General features: G+C 62.3%; 12 protein-coding genes and 1 pseudogene. 2 read left to right on the forward strand and 11 right to left on the reverse strand.

Annotated features, from left to right (window positions below; genetic code table 11):
• Window positions 1-8 precede the first annotated feature (8 nt).
• The 4 genes from ACOY6C_RS08295 to ACOY6C_RS08310 form a co-directional block, all read right to left on the reverse strand.
• On the reverse strand, window positions 9-3,470 hold the full coding sequence (locus tag ACOY6C_RS08295) for a PAS domain S-box protein (RefSeq protein ID WP_420905011.1): 3,462 nt from the start codon (window positions 3,468-3,470) through the stop codon (window positions 9-11).
• A 4-nt stretch (window positions 3,471-3,474) separates the two neighbouring features.
• A complete protein-coding gene (locus ACOY6C_RS08300; RefSeq protein WP_420905012.1) occupies window positions 3,475-4,623 on the reverse strand; it encodes an FIST signal transduction protein in 1,149 nt (382 codons plus the stop codon).
• 144 nt (window positions 4,624-4,767) lie between these two features.
• Window positions 4,768-6,999, reverse strand: coding sequence for an ATP-binding protein (locus ACOY6C_RS08305; RefSeq protein ID WP_420905013.1), 2,232 nt, complete (start codon window positions 6,997-6,999; stop codon window positions 4,768-4,770).
• Window positions 6,996-8,075 (reverse strand): polyamine ABC transporter substrate-binding protein, encoded by a 1,080-nt coding sequence (locus ACOY6C_RS08310; RefSeq protein ID WP_420905014.1) that lies wholly within the window; start codon window positions 8,073-8,075, stop codon window positions 6,996-6,998. The genes ACOY6C_RS08305 and ACOY6C_RS08310 overlap by 4 nt, the downstream gene beginning before the upstream one ends.
• A 217-nt stretch (window positions 8,076-8,292) precedes the next feature.
• Between ACOY6C_RS08310 and ACOY6C_RS08315 the strand changes: the two genes are divergently transcribed.
• Both ACOY6C_RS08315 and ACOY6C_RS08320 read left to right on the forward strand, forming a co-directional pair.
• Window positions 8,293-8,808, forward strand: coding sequence for a ferritin-like domain-containing protein (locus ACOY6C_RS08315; protein ID WP_420905015.1), 516 nt, complete (start codon window positions 8,293-8,295; stop codon window positions 8,806-8,808).
• A 325-nt stretch (window positions 8,809-9,133) separates the two neighbouring features.
• Entirely contained in the window at window positions 9,134-10,879 is a 1,746-nt protein-coding gene (locus ACOY6C_RS08320) for a DNA translocase FtsK (RefSeq protein WP_420905016.1), read from the forward strand.
• Between the two features lie 15 nt (window positions 10,880-10,894).
• On the opposite strand, the gene ACOY6C_RS08325 is transcribed toward ACOY6C_RS08320, so the two are convergent.
• The 7 genes and pseudogenes from ACOY6C_RS08325 to ACOY6C_RS08355 all read right to left on the reverse strand — a co-directional run bounded on the left by ACOY6C_RS08325 (window position 10,895) and on the right by ACOY6C_RS08355 (window position 19,263).
• Window positions 10,895-11,515, reverse strand: a complete 621-nt coding sequence (locus ACOY6C_RS08325; RefSeq protein ID WP_420905017.1) for a V-type ATP synthase subunit D — start codon at window positions 11,513-11,515, stop codon at window positions 10,895-10,897.
• Between the two features lie 4 nt (window positions 11,516-11,519).
• On the reverse strand, window positions 11,520-12,974 hold the full coding sequence (locus ACOY6C_RS08330; RefSeq protein WP_420905018.1) for a V-type ATP synthase subunit B: 1,455 nt from the start codon (window positions 12,972-12,974) through the stop codon (window positions 11,520-11,522).
• Complete coding sequence (locus tag ACOY6C_RS08335; protein WP_420905019.1) at window positions 12,971-14,737, reverse strand: V-type ATP synthase subunit A; 1,767 nt, start codon at window positions 14,735-14,737, stop codon at window positions 12,971-12,973. The genes ACOY6C_RS08330 and ACOY6C_RS08335 overlap by 4 nt, the downstream gene beginning before the upstream one ends.
• A 57-nt stretch (window positions 14,738-14,794) precedes the next feature.
• Window positions 14,795-15,940, reverse strand: coding sequence for a SpoIIE family protein phosphatase (locus ACOY6C_RS08340; protein ID WP_420905020.1), 1,146 nt, complete (start codon window positions 15,938-15,940; stop codon window positions 14,795-14,797).
• A gap of 458 nt (window positions 15,941-16,398) precedes the next feature.
• Window positions 16,399-16,596 (reverse strand): annotated as a pseudogene (rpsU, locus tag ACOY6C_RS08345) (30S ribosomal protein S21); the annotation flags it as partial.
• A 305-nt stretch (window positions 16,597-16,901) separates the two neighbouring features.
• Complete coding sequence (locus ACOY6C_RS08350; protein ID WP_420905021.1) at window positions 16,902-17,807, reverse strand: alpha-E domain-containing protein; 906 nt, start codon at window positions 17,805-17,807, stop codon at window positions 16,902-16,904.
• Window positions 17,808-17,811: 4 nt separating this feature from the next.
• Window positions 17,812-19,263, reverse strand: a complete 1,452-nt coding sequence (locus ACOY6C_RS08355) for a circularly permuted type 2 ATP-grasp protein (protein ID WP_420905022.1) — start codon at window positions 19,261-19,263, stop codon at window positions 17,812-17,814.
• Window positions 19,264-19,328: the final 65 nt, after the last annotated feature.

The following is a 19,328-nucleotide window of genomic DNA, read 5'->3' on the forward strand; positions in this document are numbered from 1 at the left end:
GTTCACGATCACGGCGCGACAGGGGACGATGCGTTCAACAGCGCCTCAAGCGCCTGCTCCGCCTCCCGGAAACGATACTTGCGGATCATCTTCACCAGCTCGCTCACCCGGGAACGCATGGCGGGCGGGAGATCCAGACTTTCGAGCTGTTCGAGCCGGGTCTGACACGACTTCGGCTGACGGGTCCGGATCGGTTCCCGCAACGGCCCGAGCAGTTCGAGCAACGCCTCCGCGCTGGTCACGCTGCGCGGAGAAATCGATTTGACTCCGGCCTGGCTCCCCGGATCGGGCAGGGCCTTCAGCGCCACCAGCAGGGGGCACAGAATCGCATCCACCGCGGACAGCAACTCCGGAACCGCCTCGGGCGTGCCCCCCAGACCATGTTCGAGATTCTGCGCGGCCACCCGCAACTCCTCGGCCCCCAGGCTGCCCGCCAACCCCTTGAGGGTGTGGGCCAGTCGCACCGCCTCGCCGCTCTCGCCCCGATCCCACACCTCGCGCAACCGGTCGATGGCGCCGTTCTGATCCACCACAAAACGATGCAACAACCGCCACAACAGGGCCCGACTCCCGGCGCACCGTTGCAGGGCCACGGTCATGTCGATGCCCGGCACGTCCGGCGGCATGGGGTGGATATCCTCGCCGGGCGCGGTTTTCTCCGCATCGCGTCCCGTGTTCTCCTGGGGGGGCGTCCCCTTGACCAGCCAGCGATGCAGGGTACGGTAGAGATGCTGCGGATCGATGGGCTTGGCCACATGGTCGTTCATGCCCGATTGCAGACTCCGTTCCCGATCCCCGACCATGGCGTTGGCGGTCATGGCGATCACCGGCAGATCGAGCTTGAGTTCTCCGCGAATCCGCCGCGTCGCCTCGTAGCCGTCCATCACCGGCATCTGCACATCCATCAACACCACGTCGTAGCGGTTGCGACGCAGCATCTCCACCGCGTCTGCGCCGTTGCCGGCCACCTCGACGACGATGCCGACCATCTCCAACAAGTCCACCGCCACCTGCTGGTTGACCACGTTGTCCTCGGTCAAAAGCACCCGTTTGCCGGAAAGCTCGCGAAAACCCACCAGGGCGGCCCCATCCTGAATCAGATGGCGCATCTGTCGGGTCGGGGCCGCGCCAAACAGCTCGGCCACCGCGTCGAAAAGCTGGGAGGCGGTCACCGGCTTGGGCAGAGGACGGGTCTCCGGGATGCTGCCGCACCACTCCTGCATGTTGACCATCTCCGGTTGCGGACAGAGCACCACCGCCGGCAGCCGTCCGTATCCTGGACGTTCTCGCACGCGCCGCAACCAGTCCAGACCGTCCTGATGGGCGTAATGGGCGTCGATCACCAACAGGTCCGGCTTCTCCAGCCACTCGACCCCCACCGAATGAACGGTCCCCTCCCGCTCCAGACCAACACGAAAGGTGAGGGAGTGCAACAACTCCAACAGGATCTCCCGACCGCGCGGATTGTCCATCGCCAGTCCGACCCTCAGGCCGCGCAGCTCCGGTTGCGGCTGGAAGATGCCACGATCCTCCTCCATCACCCCCATCACCACGGTGAAGATGAATTCGCTGCCCACGTTCGGCTGGCCACGAGCGGTGATGCCGCCACCCATCAACTCCACCAGCCGGCGGCTGATCGCCAACCCCAAACCGGTGCCCCCGAACTGACGGGTGGTGGAGCTGTCGGCCTGGGTGAAGGATTCGAACAGATGCTCCACCTGCTCCGGACGGATGCCGATGCCGGTATCGCGCACCAGAAAACGCAGCTCCACCTTGGCGCCCAGCCGCGACGCCACCTCGACGCGCAACTCCACCTCGCCGCGCGTGGTGAATTTCATGGCATTGCCCAGCAGATTCAGCAACACCTGCTGCAAACGCAGCGGATCGCCACGCACCTGCTGCGGCACCCCGACGCCTCGGGAACAGAGCAGCTCCAACCCCTTTTCGTGGGCCTTGGGCGCAATCAGGGTGGTGACGGTCTCCAGCACCTCGTCCATGCGGAAGATCACGTCCTCCAGCTCCAGGCGTCCGGCCTCGATCTTGGAGAAATCGAGAATATCGTTCAAAATCCGCAACAACGCCTTGGCTGAGGTATGGATCTTGGCAACGTAATCCTTCTGACGGGGATTGAGTTCCGTGCTCAGGGCCAGATGGCTCATGCCAATGATGGCGTTCATCGGCGTGCGGATTTCGTGGCTCATGTTGGCCAGAAAATCGCTCTTGGCGCGACTGGCCGCCTCGGCGGTGCGCATCGCCGACTTGAGCTGATCCTCCACCGCCTTGCGCGCGGTGATATCCTGGAACACCGCCACCGAACCGACGATCCGCCCCTCCTCCTTCAAGGGGACGGCGACGATCGAAATCGGAAAGATCCGTCCGGAGCGGTGGGTGAAGTGGTCCTCCTCGGAGCGGTAGCTCTCGCCGGCGCGATTTCTCAACCACACCGGACACAGGGTGGCCGGCAGCGCCTCGCCTACCCCATCCTGGTAATGGACCGTGCCGTGGAAATGGCGTCCGAGCATCTCGTCACGGCTCCAGCCCAACAGCCGTTCCGCCTCGTGGTTGAAGAAGGTGCAGAGTCCCGCGTCATCCAGCGCATACACCCCCTCGCCCATGGATTCGGTCAGGCTCTCCAGAAACTTCCGGCTGGAACGCAACTGCTCTTCCAGGATTTTTTGCGGCGTGATGTCGGTACGGATGGCGATGTATTGCACCGGCTTGCCGCGCTCATCCAGAAACGGCACCACCGTGGCCGCCACCCAGTAGAAATGGCCATCCTTGGAGCGGTTGCAGATCTCGCCATTCCACACCTCGCCCGAGGCGATGGTGCGCCAGAACTCGCGAAAGAACGCCTTGGAATGATGGCCGGAGTTGACGATGCGGTGATCCGCGCCCAACAGCTCTTCGCGCTCGAAACCACTGATCGAGCAGAACTTGTCGTTGGCGTAAAGGATTCGTCCAGCGGTGTCGGTGATGCTGACGATGGCGTGTTCATCGAGGGCGAACTTCTGGCGCACCAACTGGGCGTTGACCTCGTTGAGACTGGCCTGGGCCTTGAGATAATCCTCCACCAGCGAACTCATGAGCTGGGTGAGTTGCTCGAGTCCGGCATCGTCCTTGCCGATCTCCTCGTGATCGGTCAGGGAGAGCAGTTGGTTGGCCGTGGCGCGCAACGATTCGATCACCACCCGTTGCCGATCGGCGGCGGCACGCAACTGGTCGTTGGTGCGGGTCAGCTCCTCGGAACTCAACCTCAGGCTGCGGTCGCGCAGCTCAAGATCGCGCTCGTTCTGCTCGTAGCTCGAACCGACCCGGTTCATCAACGCCTCGAGTCCCGCCGCGAGCCGCAACGCCCCCGGATGGCCCTCTTCCCGCTCCATCAGACGGCGCAACTCCGACAACGACTCGGAAAACTCCGCCTCGTTCAGACCACAAACCCGCTTGATCTGCCGCGCCAGTAACCGGTTCATGATCTTAATGCGCGTCCTCGGCAACAAAAGTGATCGTCATGGTCTGGTTGTGCAGCTTGCACTCTGTGGTGGTCGAGAACGGGCTGATCTCGCCATAGGAGTAGAATCCGGTGGTCACAGTCCCCTCGGCCAGGGCCTCGGCCACCACCTCCACCTCCTCGTCCACATGATCGCCCATCACCAGCTTGCGACCCACGCAGCTCACCAGCACCGCCAAACCGGCACCACAGTCGCGCACCATGTCGCGGGTGGTCTCGGCGGCAGTCTCGGCGCCGTTCACCAGGGCATCGGTGGAGGCGTGCATCAGACGCAGATAGCCATGCGGATCGATGTCGCCCGCCAGCACCAGACTTCCGGCCTGCTCGTCGATGCCGAGGATGGTGCGGATCAGACCCAGGCGGCCATGATCCTCGCCAAGCATCTCGAAGGGGAAGAGCAATCCCGAGGCAGGCAGATCCTTGGCATAATCGCCCAGATAGCGCTTGTAAACGTTGAGCGCCGGCTCGCCGTCGAGTTCGAAAAGCACGTTGCCCGCGCAACGGGTCACCCGTCGCGCCGGTCCGAACGGCTCCCAGCCGCCATAGGATCCATACCCCACCCGCACCGCGTCGCCATACAGGCCGATGCCGACCACACCATCATCGTGTACGCCGTCGTCGTCGAGCACCCAGGTACGTTGAAACGCCCCGCCATCCCCGGCCAGCCCCCCGGTGACCGCCACCGAAGCGTCGATGCGGGAGGTGATCCCGCCGATGATCGCACTGCCGTTCACGCCGAGTCCCTTGGAAAACAACAGGATCGCGCGCAGATCCGGACCGTTCAACCGCTCCCCGATCCGACCGCCGGCGGCCTCCGACTCTTCCATCGCCGCGACCCGTTCGCTCACCAGTCGCAACGCCGTGGCCTCGAAGCGGATCGCGGTCACCACCAGCGCGCCATCGTGCACCTCTTCGCCGGCGATCTCCCCCGCCGTGGAGCAGCCCGCCAGTCGGGCGGTCGGAAACGACGCCCGCAACCCGGCATGCAAGTCACCTCGGGCAAAGGATGCCGCCGCGCCGAACACCAGCACCAGATCGGGATCGATCCCAGCCAACTCCCGCAATGCCCCGGCATGGATCATGCCGTCCTTGAATACCCGTTGCCCGATCTTCATGCTGACTCTCCCCGTGGATGATGATGGATTCCCAAAGACACTCAACCCCGACGCGCTCCTCGGAAACGGGGAGAATCACGTCCAGCATCTTCTAACGAAAATAAATACCGGTCAATCGCTCTTGCGAGATTTTCTGGATCGATATCATGCCCGCTCCACACCGTCAAGCCATGATTCCAACCGCTGTTCCGCTTCCTTCAATCGATAACGCTTCACCAGTCGGATCATATCGCCCACCATCTCATCTCCCGGATTGGAAGCCTCCAGACGTTCCAGGATCTCAAGACACAATTTAGGCTGTCGATCCCGCAACGGCTTGACCAGGGAACGGGCCAGGGTCATGTCCAGCCCCGTGGCGGATGGGGTCTGCCGCACGGCGGATTCATCGCCGGGAACAGGTTCCGCTGGAACCGCAAGAACCTCCTCGCCGCCCGCGATCTCTTCCGGCGGCGGCGATTCGGTGCCCGTGGAGCGTCTCAACCGGACCGTGAACCAGAATCGGCTCCCCTCGCCCGGAACGCTCTCGACCCCGATCGTCCCACCCATGCGGTTCACCAACGCCTGACTCAACGCCAACCCCAGACCAGTGCCCCCATGCCGACGCGCGGCGGAACCATCCCCCTGAGTGAACCGCTCGAAAAGCAGCCTGCATCCCTCGGTCGTCATGCCGATACCGCTGTCGGCCACCTCGAAGCGTACCACCACCTCCTCGCTGATTCGTTCGACCTCGGAGACCTCGACCCGCACCCAACCCCGGTCGGTGAACTTCACGGCATTGTCCACCAGATTGAACAACACCTGCCGCAAGCGGTGACAATCCCCCACCAGACGATCGGGAAGCTCCCCGACCTGCCGATAACTCAAGGTCACCCCCTTTTCCAGGGCGCGCGCCTCGCAGGGGCGTTCCACCCCGCACCACACATCCTCAAGTCGAAACGCCACCACCGCCAACTCCAACCGATCGGACTCGATGCGGGAGAAATCCAACAAATCCGTGATCATGCGCGTCAGGGAACGGGCCGCTCCGTGAATCTTCCCCAACATCTCCCTCTGGCGCGGGGCAAGATCCCCGTTCATGAGCAGCTGACTCATGCCCAGGATGGCGTTCATCGGCGTGCGCAGTTCATGGCTCATGTTGGCCAGAAAGGCGCTTTTGGCGCGGTTGGCGCTCTCGGCCTGATCACGGGCGCTGGCCAGATCGTCGTAAAGCCCGGAGAGCTTGAAACGCATCTTCTCCATGGCCGCGGCCACCTGACCGATCTCGTCCTGACCCAGAACCGGAACCGGTGTCGCCAGATCCCCGCCGCCGATGCGTCCGCTTACCTGGCGCAGCTTGCGCAGTGGTCGCACCACCAGACGCTGGAGAAAATAGAGAATCGCCAGACCCATCACCAGTGTGGCGCCCATCCCGACCAGAAGCGTGGTGAGCAACAACGCGTCGGTGTCGCGATAGATCTCCTCCAGGTGCTCCACCGCCACAACCACCAGATCCGGTTCCACCGCCACCCCCAACGCCAGAACCCGCTCGCCGCGCAACATCACCTCGCGCGGCTCGAGCCGCGAAAGGTCCCCATGCGCCTGACCGAGCGGAAACTCCGGAAGGGAATCGTTCACCAACTCCTTGCGGTAGGCGAAATGGATCCGTCCCGCGCCATCGGCGATCAGATACCCGCCATCCCGACCGATGTGCCGCCGCTCCGCCAGATCGGCGAGAAAGGATGCCCGCATGCTCACCGCCAGATAGCCGCGCGGGGATCCGCGCTCGGTAAGGCGCAATCCCGCCTTGCTCAGGGTCAGGAGCGCCTTGCCGGCCATTACCACCCACTCCCCGTTGTCCGGATGGATGGCCATGCGGTGATAGGGGGCGTGCGGATGACGGGTCAACTCCTGAAAAAAGGGGGAGTCCCCCTCCATCTCGGAGAGGTTCGGCAACTCGAACGAGGTGACGCGGGTGTCCTCATAGCCATCCGGGAGCAGCAGTCGCACTTCGAAATAGGCCCCGATCGCCCTTTGGTAACCGGAAAAAAGACGAATCAAGGAGGGCTGCAACAGGGTGTAACGCTCCTGCTCGTCTTCGATATCGAGATACTTTTCCAGAATTTCGGAACGGGTAAACACCTCCAGATGGGAGTGCAGCGCCTCCATGCGGTACAGAATGGCGTTTCTGGCGTGATCGAGCGCGTTTTTCAATTCGACGCGCGCCCCCTCCAAACGGGAGTCGCGCAGTTCGTCGAAGGCCAGATAGCCCAGGGTCGCGAGGGAGATCATCAGCAGCGGCAAGACCAGCAGCGCCAGACGCAGTTGCAGATTCCGGCGCACGTCGGCACGCTCGCCCCCGACGACCTCAGGCTCCCGATCCCCGGACGGATGGGTCATGGCTGGAACAACCGCGACACGATGTCGTTGACCCGCCTCTGCATGCGTGGCGCCAACGGACGAATGGTCTCGGAGAGCCCCCACACCTCCTCGGGCGGAAAGATGATCGGATCGTTCAGATAGGCTTTGGAGACCTGTTGCATGGCCGTCCTGTTGGGCGTGGCGAAGTGCAGCGACTCCGCGTTGCGCGCGGCCATGCCCGGTTCGGACAGATGGTCGATGAAAGCCAGGGCCAGATCACGCCGTTTGCTCCCGCCGCCGATCACCAGATCATCGATCCACAACACGCTCCCCTCGCGCGGGTGAAGATAACGGATCGCGGGTTGGAACTCGCTGAGTTTCAAGGCGTCGCCATTGAAAACCATGGCCATCCACGCCTCGCCCTTGACCAGCGGAGCCTCGACGGTCAGATCGGTGTAGCGGTAACTCATGACATGGGGTTGCTGCTCCTTGAGCAGCGCCTCGGCGGCCAACAACTCGACGTTCTCCTCGCTGTTGACCGAGAACCCCAGCGCCTTCAACGCCATGCCGACCAGTTCCCGATCCGACTCCATGGCCTGGATGCGCCCGCGCAGCGCTTCGGCGGGACGGAAGAAATCCATCCAGCTCTCCGGTTTGTTCGTCACCTTGTCGTCGCGATAGGCCAGGCCGATGTTTCCCCAAAAATAGGGGATGCCCGGCAGTTTGCCGGCTGGATCCACCTCGGGGACCCAGCGTGGATCCAGGTGGGCGAACTGTTTGAGCCCTCCCTTGTCAATCGGCGTCAGCCACCCCTGCTTGGCGTAGAAAGGGAGATGCGCCCGGTTGACCACAATGACGTCGAAAGCGTCGCTGCCCTTGCGCACGATATGTTGATCGCGCTCCTGATCGCTCTCGAAGAAAATCAGTCGCACCGTCACGCCCTGTTTCTTCTCGAAGGCCGCGATCACCTCCGGATCGATATAATCCGGCCAGGTGAGCAGCGTCAACTCCCCCTTTTTCGCCTCGGCGAACGCCTGCGGCGCCAGCAACAGGCCGGCCAATCCCAAGGCCGCGCCCTGAAGAACCTGACGACGCCCATACACTCTTTTTTTCATGCGATGCTCCCCCTTGACTGCAAAAGTCCAAACCTCACCCATTGCCAAGTCCCATCCCATGGGTCGAATAATCTACACGATCCACTGGGCATTGGCTACTTATCGCCTTGCGCGTTTTGCCTGTTCAGAGATACCTTATATGACTGAACAATCATGAGTCTCATGCGCATTGCCACCATGAGATCATCCACCATCAGTCAGACCGGAGACAACCCCCATGTACAAAAAAAGCGTCGAACTGCTCAACACGGCGGTCGCGGATGAACTCTCCGCGGTACATCAATACATGTACTTCCATTTCCACTGCGACGATCAGGGGCTGGATCTTCTGGCCGGACTCTTCCGCCGCACCGCCATCGAGGAGATGATGCACATCGAACGACTGGCGGAACGGATCCTGTTTCTCAAGGGCGATGTGGTGATGAAGCCCTCGAAAGGGGTGGAGACCGTCCAGGATGTCAAACAGATGCTCGACAAGGCCCGTCGGATGGAAGAGGAGAGCGTCGAGGATTACAACACGGCATCGATGCAGTGCGGAGCCGATTCGATCAGCCGCAAGCTGTTCGAATCGCTGGTGATGGACGAGGAGCGCCATTTCCGGCAGTATGACGACGAAAATAGCAACATCAAGCGTTACGGCGACGATTACCTGGCCCAGCAGTCCATGGAGCGCAGCCGCAACGTGGCCATGGCCGCGGCGGCCATCACCCCCGGCAAGGGTGGCGCGGCCTGAAGCCATCCAAATCCCACGTTCAAATCACTTCAAGGGGGCCCGCGCGGCGTTTGTCGTGGGGCTCCCTTGGGCGTTCCACGGCAAACACGAGCCCCATCCCCACCCCTTGCCTCTGGACCGGATGACCACGCCCCGGTCCCAAACCCTTTTCCCCCATCCTGAATCGCTCAAAAAAACAACAGAAAAATTGCCCGGAACTCTTTTACGCGATAGCATGGTCTTCAGGCAGTCGCAATCATCCAAGCCCGCAGAGACCACATCCGACCAAAAAACAAGATCTCTCCATTTTCATGACCATTTCTTTTCAACATCCACGAGTCCCAACATGATTCTGCAAAGCGGGCAACGCCTCCAGCTCACTCAATTGGTGGATCCGAACGTGCCTTTCGTGATCGGCATGCGCTTCGAGGCCACGAATCTCTCCGTGGATTGTCTCTGTCTCGGCACGGACGAACAAAACCGGGTCCACGATGATCGCTACATGATCTTTTTCAACCAACCCGTCTCCCCCTGTGGTGGCATCGCCCTAGCCGTCCCAACGGCAAGTCAGGATGGTTTCGAAATCAACCTCTCCGCCCTTCCCGACGCCATCGCCTCTCTCGTGTTCGCCGCCAGCGTGGAAGCTCCGAAAAACTTCTCAAACATCGCCAGTATTGATATTTTTCTGATTCAGGGAGATTCGATCACAGGGCAATTGACCCTGCCGGGCAATCTGTTCACCCATGGGGAGCGCGCCATACTCTTCTTGAAGATCTACCGCAAAGAGAATTCCTGGCGTCTCAACGCGATAGGACAAGGATTCTCCGAAGGTATGCAGGCACTGGTCAGCCATTTCAACATCGCCGTTCACGACCCGGACGACATCGTCCCTCCACCCCATCCGCCCCTCTCCTTGTTGCCACCCGACGACACCCCTGAACCAGATGACGATCCCAATCAGATCACGCAATTGACGGATTCGATCACACGCACGCTCAACGATTTCCATGTGCGCGGTCATCTGGTGGGTGTGGATTCCGGCCCGATTCTCATGACCTTCAAATGGTCTCCGGCACCAGGGGTCCGGTTGAGCCGCGTGACCACTCTGGAGCCTGAACTCTCCCTGGCTCTCACCTGTCCCGGACTCCGTATCGATCCCTTGTTTCACCATGGCGTGATCGGCATCGAAATTCCCAAGCCGAAACGATCCACCATTCCCCTCCGACGCATTCTGGCATCCCGGCACGCCCGCGAAACCCCCGAACCTCTGCTGATTCCCTTGGGGGTGGATACTCTGGGTGAACCCATTCTGGAAAATCTGGAACTCCTTCCTCATCTTTTGATTGCCGGAACCACCCGTTCCGGAAAATCGGTCATGCTGCATGGCATTTTGTGTGGCGTGATGCTGCGCGCCCGCTTGACCGAGGCGCGAATTTTGCTGATCGACCCGAAACGGAATGAGTTCTCCCTGTACGAGGGGACCCCACACCTGTTGGGTCCGATCGTCACCGAAGTACGCCAGGCCCGCAACAGTCTGCACTGGTTGACCGGAGAGATGGAAGCCCGTTACCAGGCCATGAATGGAATCGGCGTGCGCAACCTGCAAGGATGGCAGGACCTCTATCGTGATCCGTTACGAAATCCGGAGCAGGAGGTGACCCCGGCACCGCCTCCCTTGCTGTTGGTCGTGATCGACGAATTGGCGGATCTGATGTTGCAAAGCGGAAAGGCCGTGGAAGAACCCCTAGTGCGCCTGGCCCAGATGGGGCGGGCCGCCGGGATCCACCTCGTTCTGGCGACCCAGCGACCCAGCCGCGACGTGATGACCGGATTGATCAAATCCAACATTCCGGCTCGCCTGGCATTCAAGGTGACCTCAAAAATGGATTCCCGCATCATCCTGGATGTGGGTGGCGCGGAAAATCTGCTCGGCCAGGGAGATGGTCTGTTCATCGCCCCTGGTCAGGAGTTGCGCCGGATTCAAGCGCCCATGGTCTCTGAAAAACAGGTTCAGGGGGTGATCCGTTTCTTGAAAAACACCCAACCGTTCATCCCGGATGCCCGGCTCGTGGACTCTTTGACCACCGGTTAGAAAGGACCGACAACGTCACCCATCGGACTCTGATCTTCCGCCCAGACGCACGCGGATCGCCTCTTCCTGATCCAGCTCCTCCAGTCGGATCTCCATCTCGTGGATCGCCTCGTCCAGCTCCGGCAGAATGACATCCTCCAGGGCGCGGGCACGCCGTTCGGTGCGACGGTACTCGGCCAGCAACCGGTGCAGATTGCCCGCCACTCCGGCCAACACCGCCGAGGCGCGCAGCAACTCCACAAACAGCTCCGCGCAGCGCCGCACCCCTGCCGTCACGGCTGCCGCGCCACCACCGCCCACCCCTCCGCTCCCCGCCACCAACCGCACCTCATCCACCAACGGCACGCCGAAAAACATCCGTTCCCGCCGCTCGATGCGCGTCGTCTCCCGCGCCCGGACCGACACCAGCTGCAATCCGTGCAGGCCATGCAGGGTCACCGCGTCGGCCAATGCGGCGACCGCCTGGCGATGGCAGTCCCGATGTTCGGCATGCAGACGGCGATAATCGGTGAACTGACGCATGATCTCGGAAGCAAGCAGCAGCCGTTTCTCGTCGAGAAAACGATACCCCTCGCGCATCACCTGCCGGTCGTCGCGACTCTCCAGCAATGCGCCGCGGGTAGGGGTGATCTCCATCGGGTCAGGATTCCGAACGCAGGTAGCGTTGAATCTGTTCGTCGGACAGACGGGTCAGCTCCGTGACCGGCAGGATCTTCAGCAACTCCCAGCCGATGGCCATGCTCTCTTCCAACGTGCGCGCCCCCTCGGGTTGGGCGATGAAACGTCGCTCGAACCCCTGCCCGAACTCCAGAAAAAGCCGGTCCGTGGTGGTCAATCCCTCGGCGCCCACCACGCTGGACAGCAACCGCGCCCCCATGGCGCGGGCATAGGCGGCATAAAGCTGATTGGCCAGTGCCGGATGATCGGCATGGGTGAACCCCGCGCCGATGCCATCCTTCATGAGACGGGAGAGACTCGGCAACACCCCGATGGGCGGATGGATGCCGGCGCGGTCGAGCTTGCGATCGAGGGTGATCTGCCCTTCGGTGATGTAGCCGGTGAGATCCGGGATCGGATGGGTGATGTCGTCGGAGGGCATGGTCAGAATCGGGATCTGCGTCACCGAACCCGGACGCCCGTGGATGCGACCGGCACGCTCGTAGAGGGTGGCCAGATCGGAATACATGTAACCCGGATACCCCTTGCGACTCGGGATCTCGCCGTGACTGGCCGACACCTCGCGCAACGCCTCGCAGTAGTTGGTCATGTCGGTGATGATCACCAGAACGTGCCGCCCCTCGTGATAGGCCAGATATTCGGCAGCGGTCAGGGCGAAACGGGGCGTAAGCAGCCGCTGGGCGCTCGAATCCGAGGCCAGGTTCAAGAACAACGCGGTATGGCCGAGGGCACCCCCCTCCTCGAGGGCCAGCCGGAACGCCTCGGCCTGATCGAACGGCACGCCGATCCCGGCGAACACGATGGCGAACGGGGCTGTTTCGCCAACCGTACCCGAATCTTCGGAGACTTCACGCTCCGCAGCGCGCGCCCCATCCCGAAAGGTGGCGCGCAAGCGGGCATGAAGGGCGATCTCGACGGCCAATCGGTTGTGCGGCAGACCGCCGGCGGAGAAGATCGGCAGTTTCTGACCGCGCACCAGGCTGTCGAGGGTGTCGATGGCCGAGATGCCGGTTTCGATGAAATCCTCGGGTTTGGCGCGACGCAAGGGGTTGATGATCGCCCCGTCGATGGGCGCCTTGACCAGCTCCGCCACCGGCGGACCACCATCGGCCACCCGTCCCACCCCGTCGAACACCCGACCCAGGATTCCCGGTCCCAGGGAGAAGGTGATCGGCTCGCCGATCAGCCGGATGCGCGTTCCGGCCATGGAGAGCCCGGAGGTGGACTCCAGGGTCTCGATGGTCATGAACGACTCATCCAGCGCGGCGACCCGTCCAAGACGCACCCGGCCATCGACGCCGATCACCTCCACGGCATCGTTGAGCCCCACCTCCACCGTGCGCCGCACGAAAAGCAGCGGCCCCTCGATGCGGGTCACCGCCTCCTCGAGGCTCAAATCCCCCACATGGCGCGTCATGACCCTCCCTCCCCGCCGGAAGCGGCGTTCAAGGTGGCGAAATCGGCCTCCAGCAGACCATCCAGGGCGTCGAAACGCTCGAACTCCTCCTCGCCGATCTCCTCGCCCATGCGTTGCAGACGCCGCGTCACCGACAAGCCCGCGATCCGCTCCACCGCGACCCCGGCGGATACCGCGGCCTCGGCACGCTCCATGAAACGGATCAGCAACCCCATCATGCGGATCTGCCTGCGCGGCGAGGCGTACCGATCCTTGGGCGCGAAGGCCGACTGGCGCAGGAACCCTTCATTCACCAACTCGGCGCAAAGCAGCGTCAACCGCTGGGCGGGCGGAAGCGCATCCTTGCCCAGGATGCGCGCCATGCGTTCCAAACGGGTCTGCTCTTCCAAAAGGGTGAGGAAACGACGACGGTGATTGGCCCAGGCCGGCGCCCCTTCGTGGCTCCACCAGGCAGCCAGGGCCTCGGCGTCCTCGGAGTAGGAGGCGATCGGATCGATGGCCGGATAGAAGCGCGCCTGGGCGCGTTTGCGGTCCAGCGCCCAGAAGTTGCGCACATAGCGCTTGGTCTGGGTGGTGACCGGCTCGGAAAAGTCGCTGGAAGGGGGACTCACCGCCCCCATCACGGTCAGGGAGCCGCTCTTGCCCGACAAGGTGGTCACCCGCGCCGCCCGTTCGTAGAACTCGGCCAGCCGGGTGCTCAGATAGGCCGGATAACCGGCCTCGCCGGGCAACTCCCCGAGCCGTCCCGACACCTCGCGCAGCGCCTCGGCCCATCGGCTGGTCGAATCGGCCATCAGGGCCACCTTCAACCCTTGATCGCGAAAGTATTCCGCCACCGTGATGCCCGTATAGACGCTCGCCTCGCGGGCGGCGACCGGCATGTTGGAGGTGTTGGCGATCACCACCATCCGCTCCATGAGCGGACGACCGGTGCGTGGATCCTCAAGCCTGGGGAACTCGTCCAGAACGCCCGCCATCTCGTTGCCGCGCTCGCCGCAGCCCAGATAGACGATCACATCCGCGTCGCACCACTTGGCGATGGTCTCCAACAGCACGGTCTTGCCGGTGCCGAAACCACCCGGCACCATCGCCTTGCCGCCGCGCGCCACGGGAAACAGGGTGTCGAGGATTCTCTGTCCGGTCAGAAGCGGCGGTCCGACCGGCAGACGCCTGGCCACCGGACGGGGATGGCGTACCGGCCATGCATGGCTCATGGCGATCTCGATCGCCTCGCCGCGCCCGTCACGCAGTTGGCAGACGCAGGCCAGGTCGTCATACTCCCCGGCGGACGCCACCGAAATCACCTCCCCGGCCTTGTCCGGCGGGATCAGGCAGAGCTGTTCCACACTCCCCTCGACCAGAACGCGCGCCACGCCGAAACCATCCCCGCCCTTCAAGATCCGGCCCGGCTCGACCCTCGGCGTGAAAAGGAAGCGTCCCGGCGGCAGTTGGAACCGTCCGGGCACGAGAAAATCCCGTCCCTCGCCTCCCAACGAACGCAGCAGACCATCGAAGATGTTACCCAGCAGGCCCGGTCCGAGCCGCACCGACAACGGCGTACCCCGACCCACCACCGCGTCGCCGGGCTTGAGTCCGGTGCCATCCTCGAAGAGCTGCACGGTGATCTCGTCGTCCCGCATGCGGATCACCTCGCCGAGCAACCCTCTCCCGCCGACATGGACCGATTCGTGAATGCAAAACGGCGCGCGGGTGGTGGCTCGCAACACCGGCCCGCTGATCCAACGGATCACGGCTTCGTTCATGCCTCCTCCTTGGCGCGGCTCCGAATGGATAAGGTTCGAGGGGATACGTCCATCCCGCTACCCGGCCCGGATCTCGGCCAGGGTGATGTCGTCATCGTGGGTGCTCTTGCCGGCATGGGCGTTCAGACGGTCGATCAACAGCTCCAGAGGGGTCCCCTGGGCCACGATGTGGATCAAGGTCTCCTCCAACCGTTCGTCTCCGAACGGCACCTCGTTGGCGTCGATCGCCTCGATGATGCCGTCCGAATACAGATAGATCCGATCCTCCGGCTCCAGGTCGATGGTCATCGGCTCAGGATCCTCGCTCCAGGGAACGATCCCCAGGGCCAGCATGTTCGAGGAGAAACGGTCCAGAACCGCATCCCCGCGCAGACGCGGAATATCCGGCATGGCGGCATTCCAGAGCCGGGCCTGACGCCGGTCCGCGGAGATCTCCGCCAGACAGGCCCCGAAAAAGATCCCCGTGGGCATGCGGGCGTTGAGCTGCTGGTTGATCTCCTTGAGAAGATCCCCCCCCGATTCGCCACGCTTGACCCCGGAGATGAACAGATGCCCCACCAGCGGTCCGCCGATGGCGGCGGTGAGTCCGTGACCGGTAAAATCCCCAAGCAGCACCAGTTGACGACCATCCGGAGCAAACGAGGCGAGCAGTTGATCACCCGCCGTGGTCTCCACCGGCGTGACCAGACAACGCAGATAACGGTCGTCGAGGCGATCCGCGCGACGCATCTTGACGATGATCTGTTCGATCAGCTCGCGCTCCTCGGAGAGGAAACGGTTGCGGTCGTCCAGCTCGCGATGGGCCTTGCGCAAGGCCAGATGGGTGGTCACCCGCGCCAGAACGATGGGGATGCTGAACGGTTTGATGATGTAATCGACCGCGCCCAGGGAGAGCCCGTTCAATTCGTCCTCGACCTCGGATTTGGCGGTGACGAAGATGACGGGAATGGCGCTGGTGACCGGATCTTCCTTGAGCCGACGACACACCTCGTAGCCGTCCATGCCGGGCATCATGATGTCGAGCAGAACCAGATCGGGCAAGGGCTGGACACGGGCGGCACGCAGGGCAATGGCGCCGTTCGGGGCGGGACGAACCTGGTAGTGATCGATCAGCGCCCCTTTCAACACATCGATGTTTTCCGGGGTGTCATCCACGACCAGGATGATTGGTTTGTTCTTATTGGAAATTTTAGTCGCGCGCACGGTGCATGAATGTTCCACGTCGTGGAGTGTTGAGCAGAAGGCGCCAAAATAAAGAAGATCTCCAACCCGAGTCCGAGGGCTGGAGATCTTCGCTTGCGACAAAGCTCATGGCGACCGCTTGCGTTGGTGCGCGAAGCGGGGATGAATTCCCCACGAACCCGCACCACGGATTCCTGGGGGGAATCCGCTCCCACGAGAGCGTGGTTGGCGTGCCGATCCCCCAGGCAGGTTCTCACAAACATGCATGATGGGGATAGCCCCGTTCACCGCTCCGACCGTGGATTTTCCTGACGGAAACGCCACGGCAACCTGCCTGACGGGGGAACCCCCTTCACCCTTCGGATCGTGGATTCCCTGACGGGAACGCCACGATCGAGATGGGATTGACGTTGTGCTTCCCCATCCGTGCGACTCCCCTGGGGAGTTTCGCGGTCGAAAAGAAGCGTGGTCTAGGACGAACCACCCGCCACGGAGGAGCGCCGGATCTTCTTGCGCAGACGGCGGACCGCCTCGGCTTTTTTCCGGCGTTTGCGCTCGGAAGGTTTCTCGAAGAACTTGCGCTTCTTCATCTCCCGAAACATGCCTTCCCGGATCATCTTCTTTTTCAGAACCCGAATGGCCTGATCCACATTATTGTCGTAAACGTCAATCCTCACAGAAGATCACTCCTCCTTTTGTTTCCGAAACCGGACAATGGACCCTGATCAAACCTGTTCCCGATCCTTTCCGGGAACATAAAATCAGACGATAATAATCCATCCGCAACGAACATTCAACCCCTTATCCGCGCATTCTCAAAATTCAGGATGACCCGGGCTGTTCACACCGTACTCTTCCCTTCGGGGGGTCCGCGAAAAAAATCACAAGCAAAGTCAGAAACAAAACCTCGAAGGCACTGCCCCCGAACCTCTGCCGAGGAGCAGGCCGGTCCCAGGCAGAGGTTCGGGGGCTGAAACAACACTCAAAAATAGATCGCATCCATGATCTCATGCAGCTTCTGCAACTCCTGCTGCAAGGCGTCCATGAAGGCGCCTGGTCCGCTTTCGATCAACGCCGCAACCTCCTGGGTATCCACCTCCCGCTCCATCCGTTTCAACAACTGGATCGCCAGCGCGTTGTGGTCCAACGTGTCCAGACACCGCTCCACCTCGCGCAGACAGTAAGCAAACGCACGCGGAAAACGGCGGTCACGCAGCAGAAAGGTCACCACATCCACGCCAGTCACACGCGGATTGATATAACGCCGGTACATCGCCTCGCCGGAGACCGATCGCAGCAGGTTCAACCACAACAGATCCATGCCGTCGTGAAACTTCACGGCGGTCACATCCACATCCAGAATCCGGGTACACATGTCGGCCCGCTCCATGTGCTGGCCCATGCTGAAAAAATCAAACGCCGGACCCCGCGACAACGTGCCCATCAGAATCCCCACCAGGGTCTGACAACGCCCGATCACCTCGTTCAGAAAATCGTGCCGATGGGCCGCCTCCACCCCATACGCGCCCTGTTCCTTGAGAAACAGGGTCATGTCGTTGAGCCACTCCCACATCTTCACCGGAAAAATGTCGCGCATGGTGCGCAGATTCTCGCGGGCGGAATCCACCGACGAGAACAACGACGAGGGATTGTTCGTGTCGCTCAACAAAAAGCGCGTCACCCCCTCCTCGCCCGGCGGCGCGCCGCTGGCCGCGAACGCATCGTGGCCGCCGGTGATGGTCACCAACCGGTTCCAACCCTGGGTGCGCCCCACGCTCGGCTGATCCAACAACAGCGTCCCGGTGACACTCACCAACCGCGCGGTGTTCTCGGCCCGCTCCAGATAACGCGCCATCCAATAGATGTTTTCCGCCACTCGCGAAAGCATGGTGTCACTCCTCCGTCGCCACGATCCAGGTATCCTTGCTGCCACCGCCCTGCGAGGAGTTGACCACCAGGGAACCCTTGCGCAACGCCACGCGCGTCAACCCGCCCGCCGTGACCGCGCTCTCCTTGGCCTGGAGAATGAACGGACGCAGATCCACATGTCGCGGCTCCAGCAGATCGCTTTCGGTCAACGTGGGCACGGTCGAGAGCGAAATCATCGGCTGGGCGATGTAGTTGCGCGGGTCGGCCAGGATCCGTTCGGCCATCGCCTCGCGCTCGGCAGTCGAGGCCATGGGACCGATCAACATCCCATACCCGCCCGACTCGTTGGCCGGCTTGACCACCAACTGGTCGAGATGCTCCAACACATAACGCCGCTCATCCTCCAGATGACACTTCCAGGTCTGGACATTGGAGAGAATCGGCTCCTCGCCCAGATAAAACCGGATCATCTCCGGCACATGGGCATAAACCACCTTGTCATCCGCCACCCCGGCGCCCGGCGCGTTGACCAGCGCCACCCGACCGCTCCGCCAGGCGCGCATCAACCCCGGCACCCCCAGTTGCGAATCGGGATGAAACGCCTCGGAATCCAGAAACAGATCATCGACGCGCCGGTAGATCACATCCACCTGTTGCAGCCCGGAGATGGTCTTCATCATCACCCGGTTGTCCTCGTCCACCACCAGGTCGCGCCCCTCGACCAACTCCAACCCCATGCGCTGGGCCAGATAGACGTGCTCGAAATAGGCGGAGTTGTAGATCCCCGGCGTCAACACCACCACCCGCGGCGGATCGCGTCCCGGCGGGGCCAGGGCGGCCAGGGTGTCGTAAAGACGGGCCGGATAGTCATCCACCGGCAGAATGCGCTGGGTGCCGAACAATTCCGGAAAGACCCGCTTGGTGATCTGGCGGTTCTCCAGCATGTACGAAACCCCGGAAGGCACCCGCAAGTTATCCTCCAGCACCAGCATGCGACCGTCCCGGTCGCGAATCAGATCGCTGCCACAGATGTGCGCCCAAACCCCGAACGCCGGCTTGATGCCCACGCACTGCGGACGAAAATTGCGCGACATGGCTAACAAGTCACCCGGAAAGACCCCTTCGCGGATGATGCGCTGTTCGGCGTAGATGTCACCGATGAAGAGATTCAGGGCGGTCATGCGCTGAATCAATCCCCGTTCCACGGTCTGCCACTCCTTGAACGGGATCAGACGCGGAATGATGTCGAACGGCCAGGCGCGATCGATGTTGTCACCCTGGGAATAGACCGTGAAGGTGATCCCCAGGTTGAGGATCGTCGCCTCGGCGGCGCGCTGTCGCGCCCGCAACTCCTCCAGGCCCAGACCGCTCAAATAGCGGAACAGACCTTCAGCGCCAACCCGTGGTTGACACGCCGGGGTCAGCAGTTCATCGTGCGCCGTGGTGAAAGGATAGGAACTCCAGGCCATGCTCATCGCTCGTGATACTCCATGCACCGCACTGTTTGGATCAGGACCAAGGGAGAAACGTGTTTCTCTAA

The sequence above is a fragment of the Candidatus Magnetaquiglobus chichijimensis genome, assembly GCF_045865675.1.
Classification (GTDB): domain Bacteria; phylum Pseudomonadota; class Magnetococcia; order Magnetococcales; family Magnetaquicoccaceae; genus Magnetaquiglobus; species Magnetaquiglobus chichijimensis.

Coding starts and splice junctions, on each gene's coding strand:
- ACOY6C_RS08335 (WP_420905019.1), bottom strand. CDS start 14,737: ATGAACGAAGCCGTGATCCGTTGGATCAGCGGGCCGGTGTTGCGAGCC.
- ACOY6C_RS08300 (WP_420905012.1), bottom strand. CDS start 4,623: ATGAAGATCGGGCAACGGGTATTCAAGGACGGCATGATCCATGCCGGG.
- ACOY6C_RS08325 (WP_420905017.1), bottom strand. CDS start 11,515: ATGGAGATCACCCCTACCCGCGGCGCATTGCTGGAGAGTCGCGACGAC.
- ACOY6C_RS08320 (WP_420905016.1), top strand. CDS start 9,134: ATGATTCTGCAAAGCGGGCAACGCCTCCAGCTCACTCAATTGGTGGAT.
- ACOY6C_RS08355 (WP_420905022.1), bottom strand. CDS start 19,263: ATGAGCATGGCCTGGAGTTCCTATCCTTTCACCACGGCGCACGATGAA.
- ACOY6C_RS08350 (WP_420905021.1), bottom strand. CDS start 17,807: ATGCTTTCGCGAGTGGCGGAAAACATCTATTGGATGGCGCGTTATCTG.
- ACOY6C_RS08305 (WP_420905013.1), bottom strand. CDS start 6,999: ATGACCCATCCGTCCGGGGATCGGGAGCCTGAGGTCGTCGGGGGCGAG.
- ACOY6C_RS08315 (WP_420905015.1), top strand. CDS start 8,293: ATGTACAAAAAAAGCGTCGAACTGCTCAACACGGCGGTCGCGGATGAA.
- ACOY6C_RS08295 (WP_420905011.1), bottom strand. CDS start 3,470: ATGAACCGGTTACTGGCGCGGCAGATCAAGCGGGTTTGTGGTCTGAAC.
- ACOY6C_RS08330 (WP_420905018.1), bottom strand. CDS start 12,974: ATGACGCGCCATGTGGGGGATTTGAGCCTCGAGGAGGCGGTGACCCGC.
- ACOY6C_RS08310 (WP_420905014.1), bottom strand. CDS start 8,075: ATGAAAAAAAGAGTGTATGGGCGTCGTCAGGTTCTTCAGGGCGCGGCC.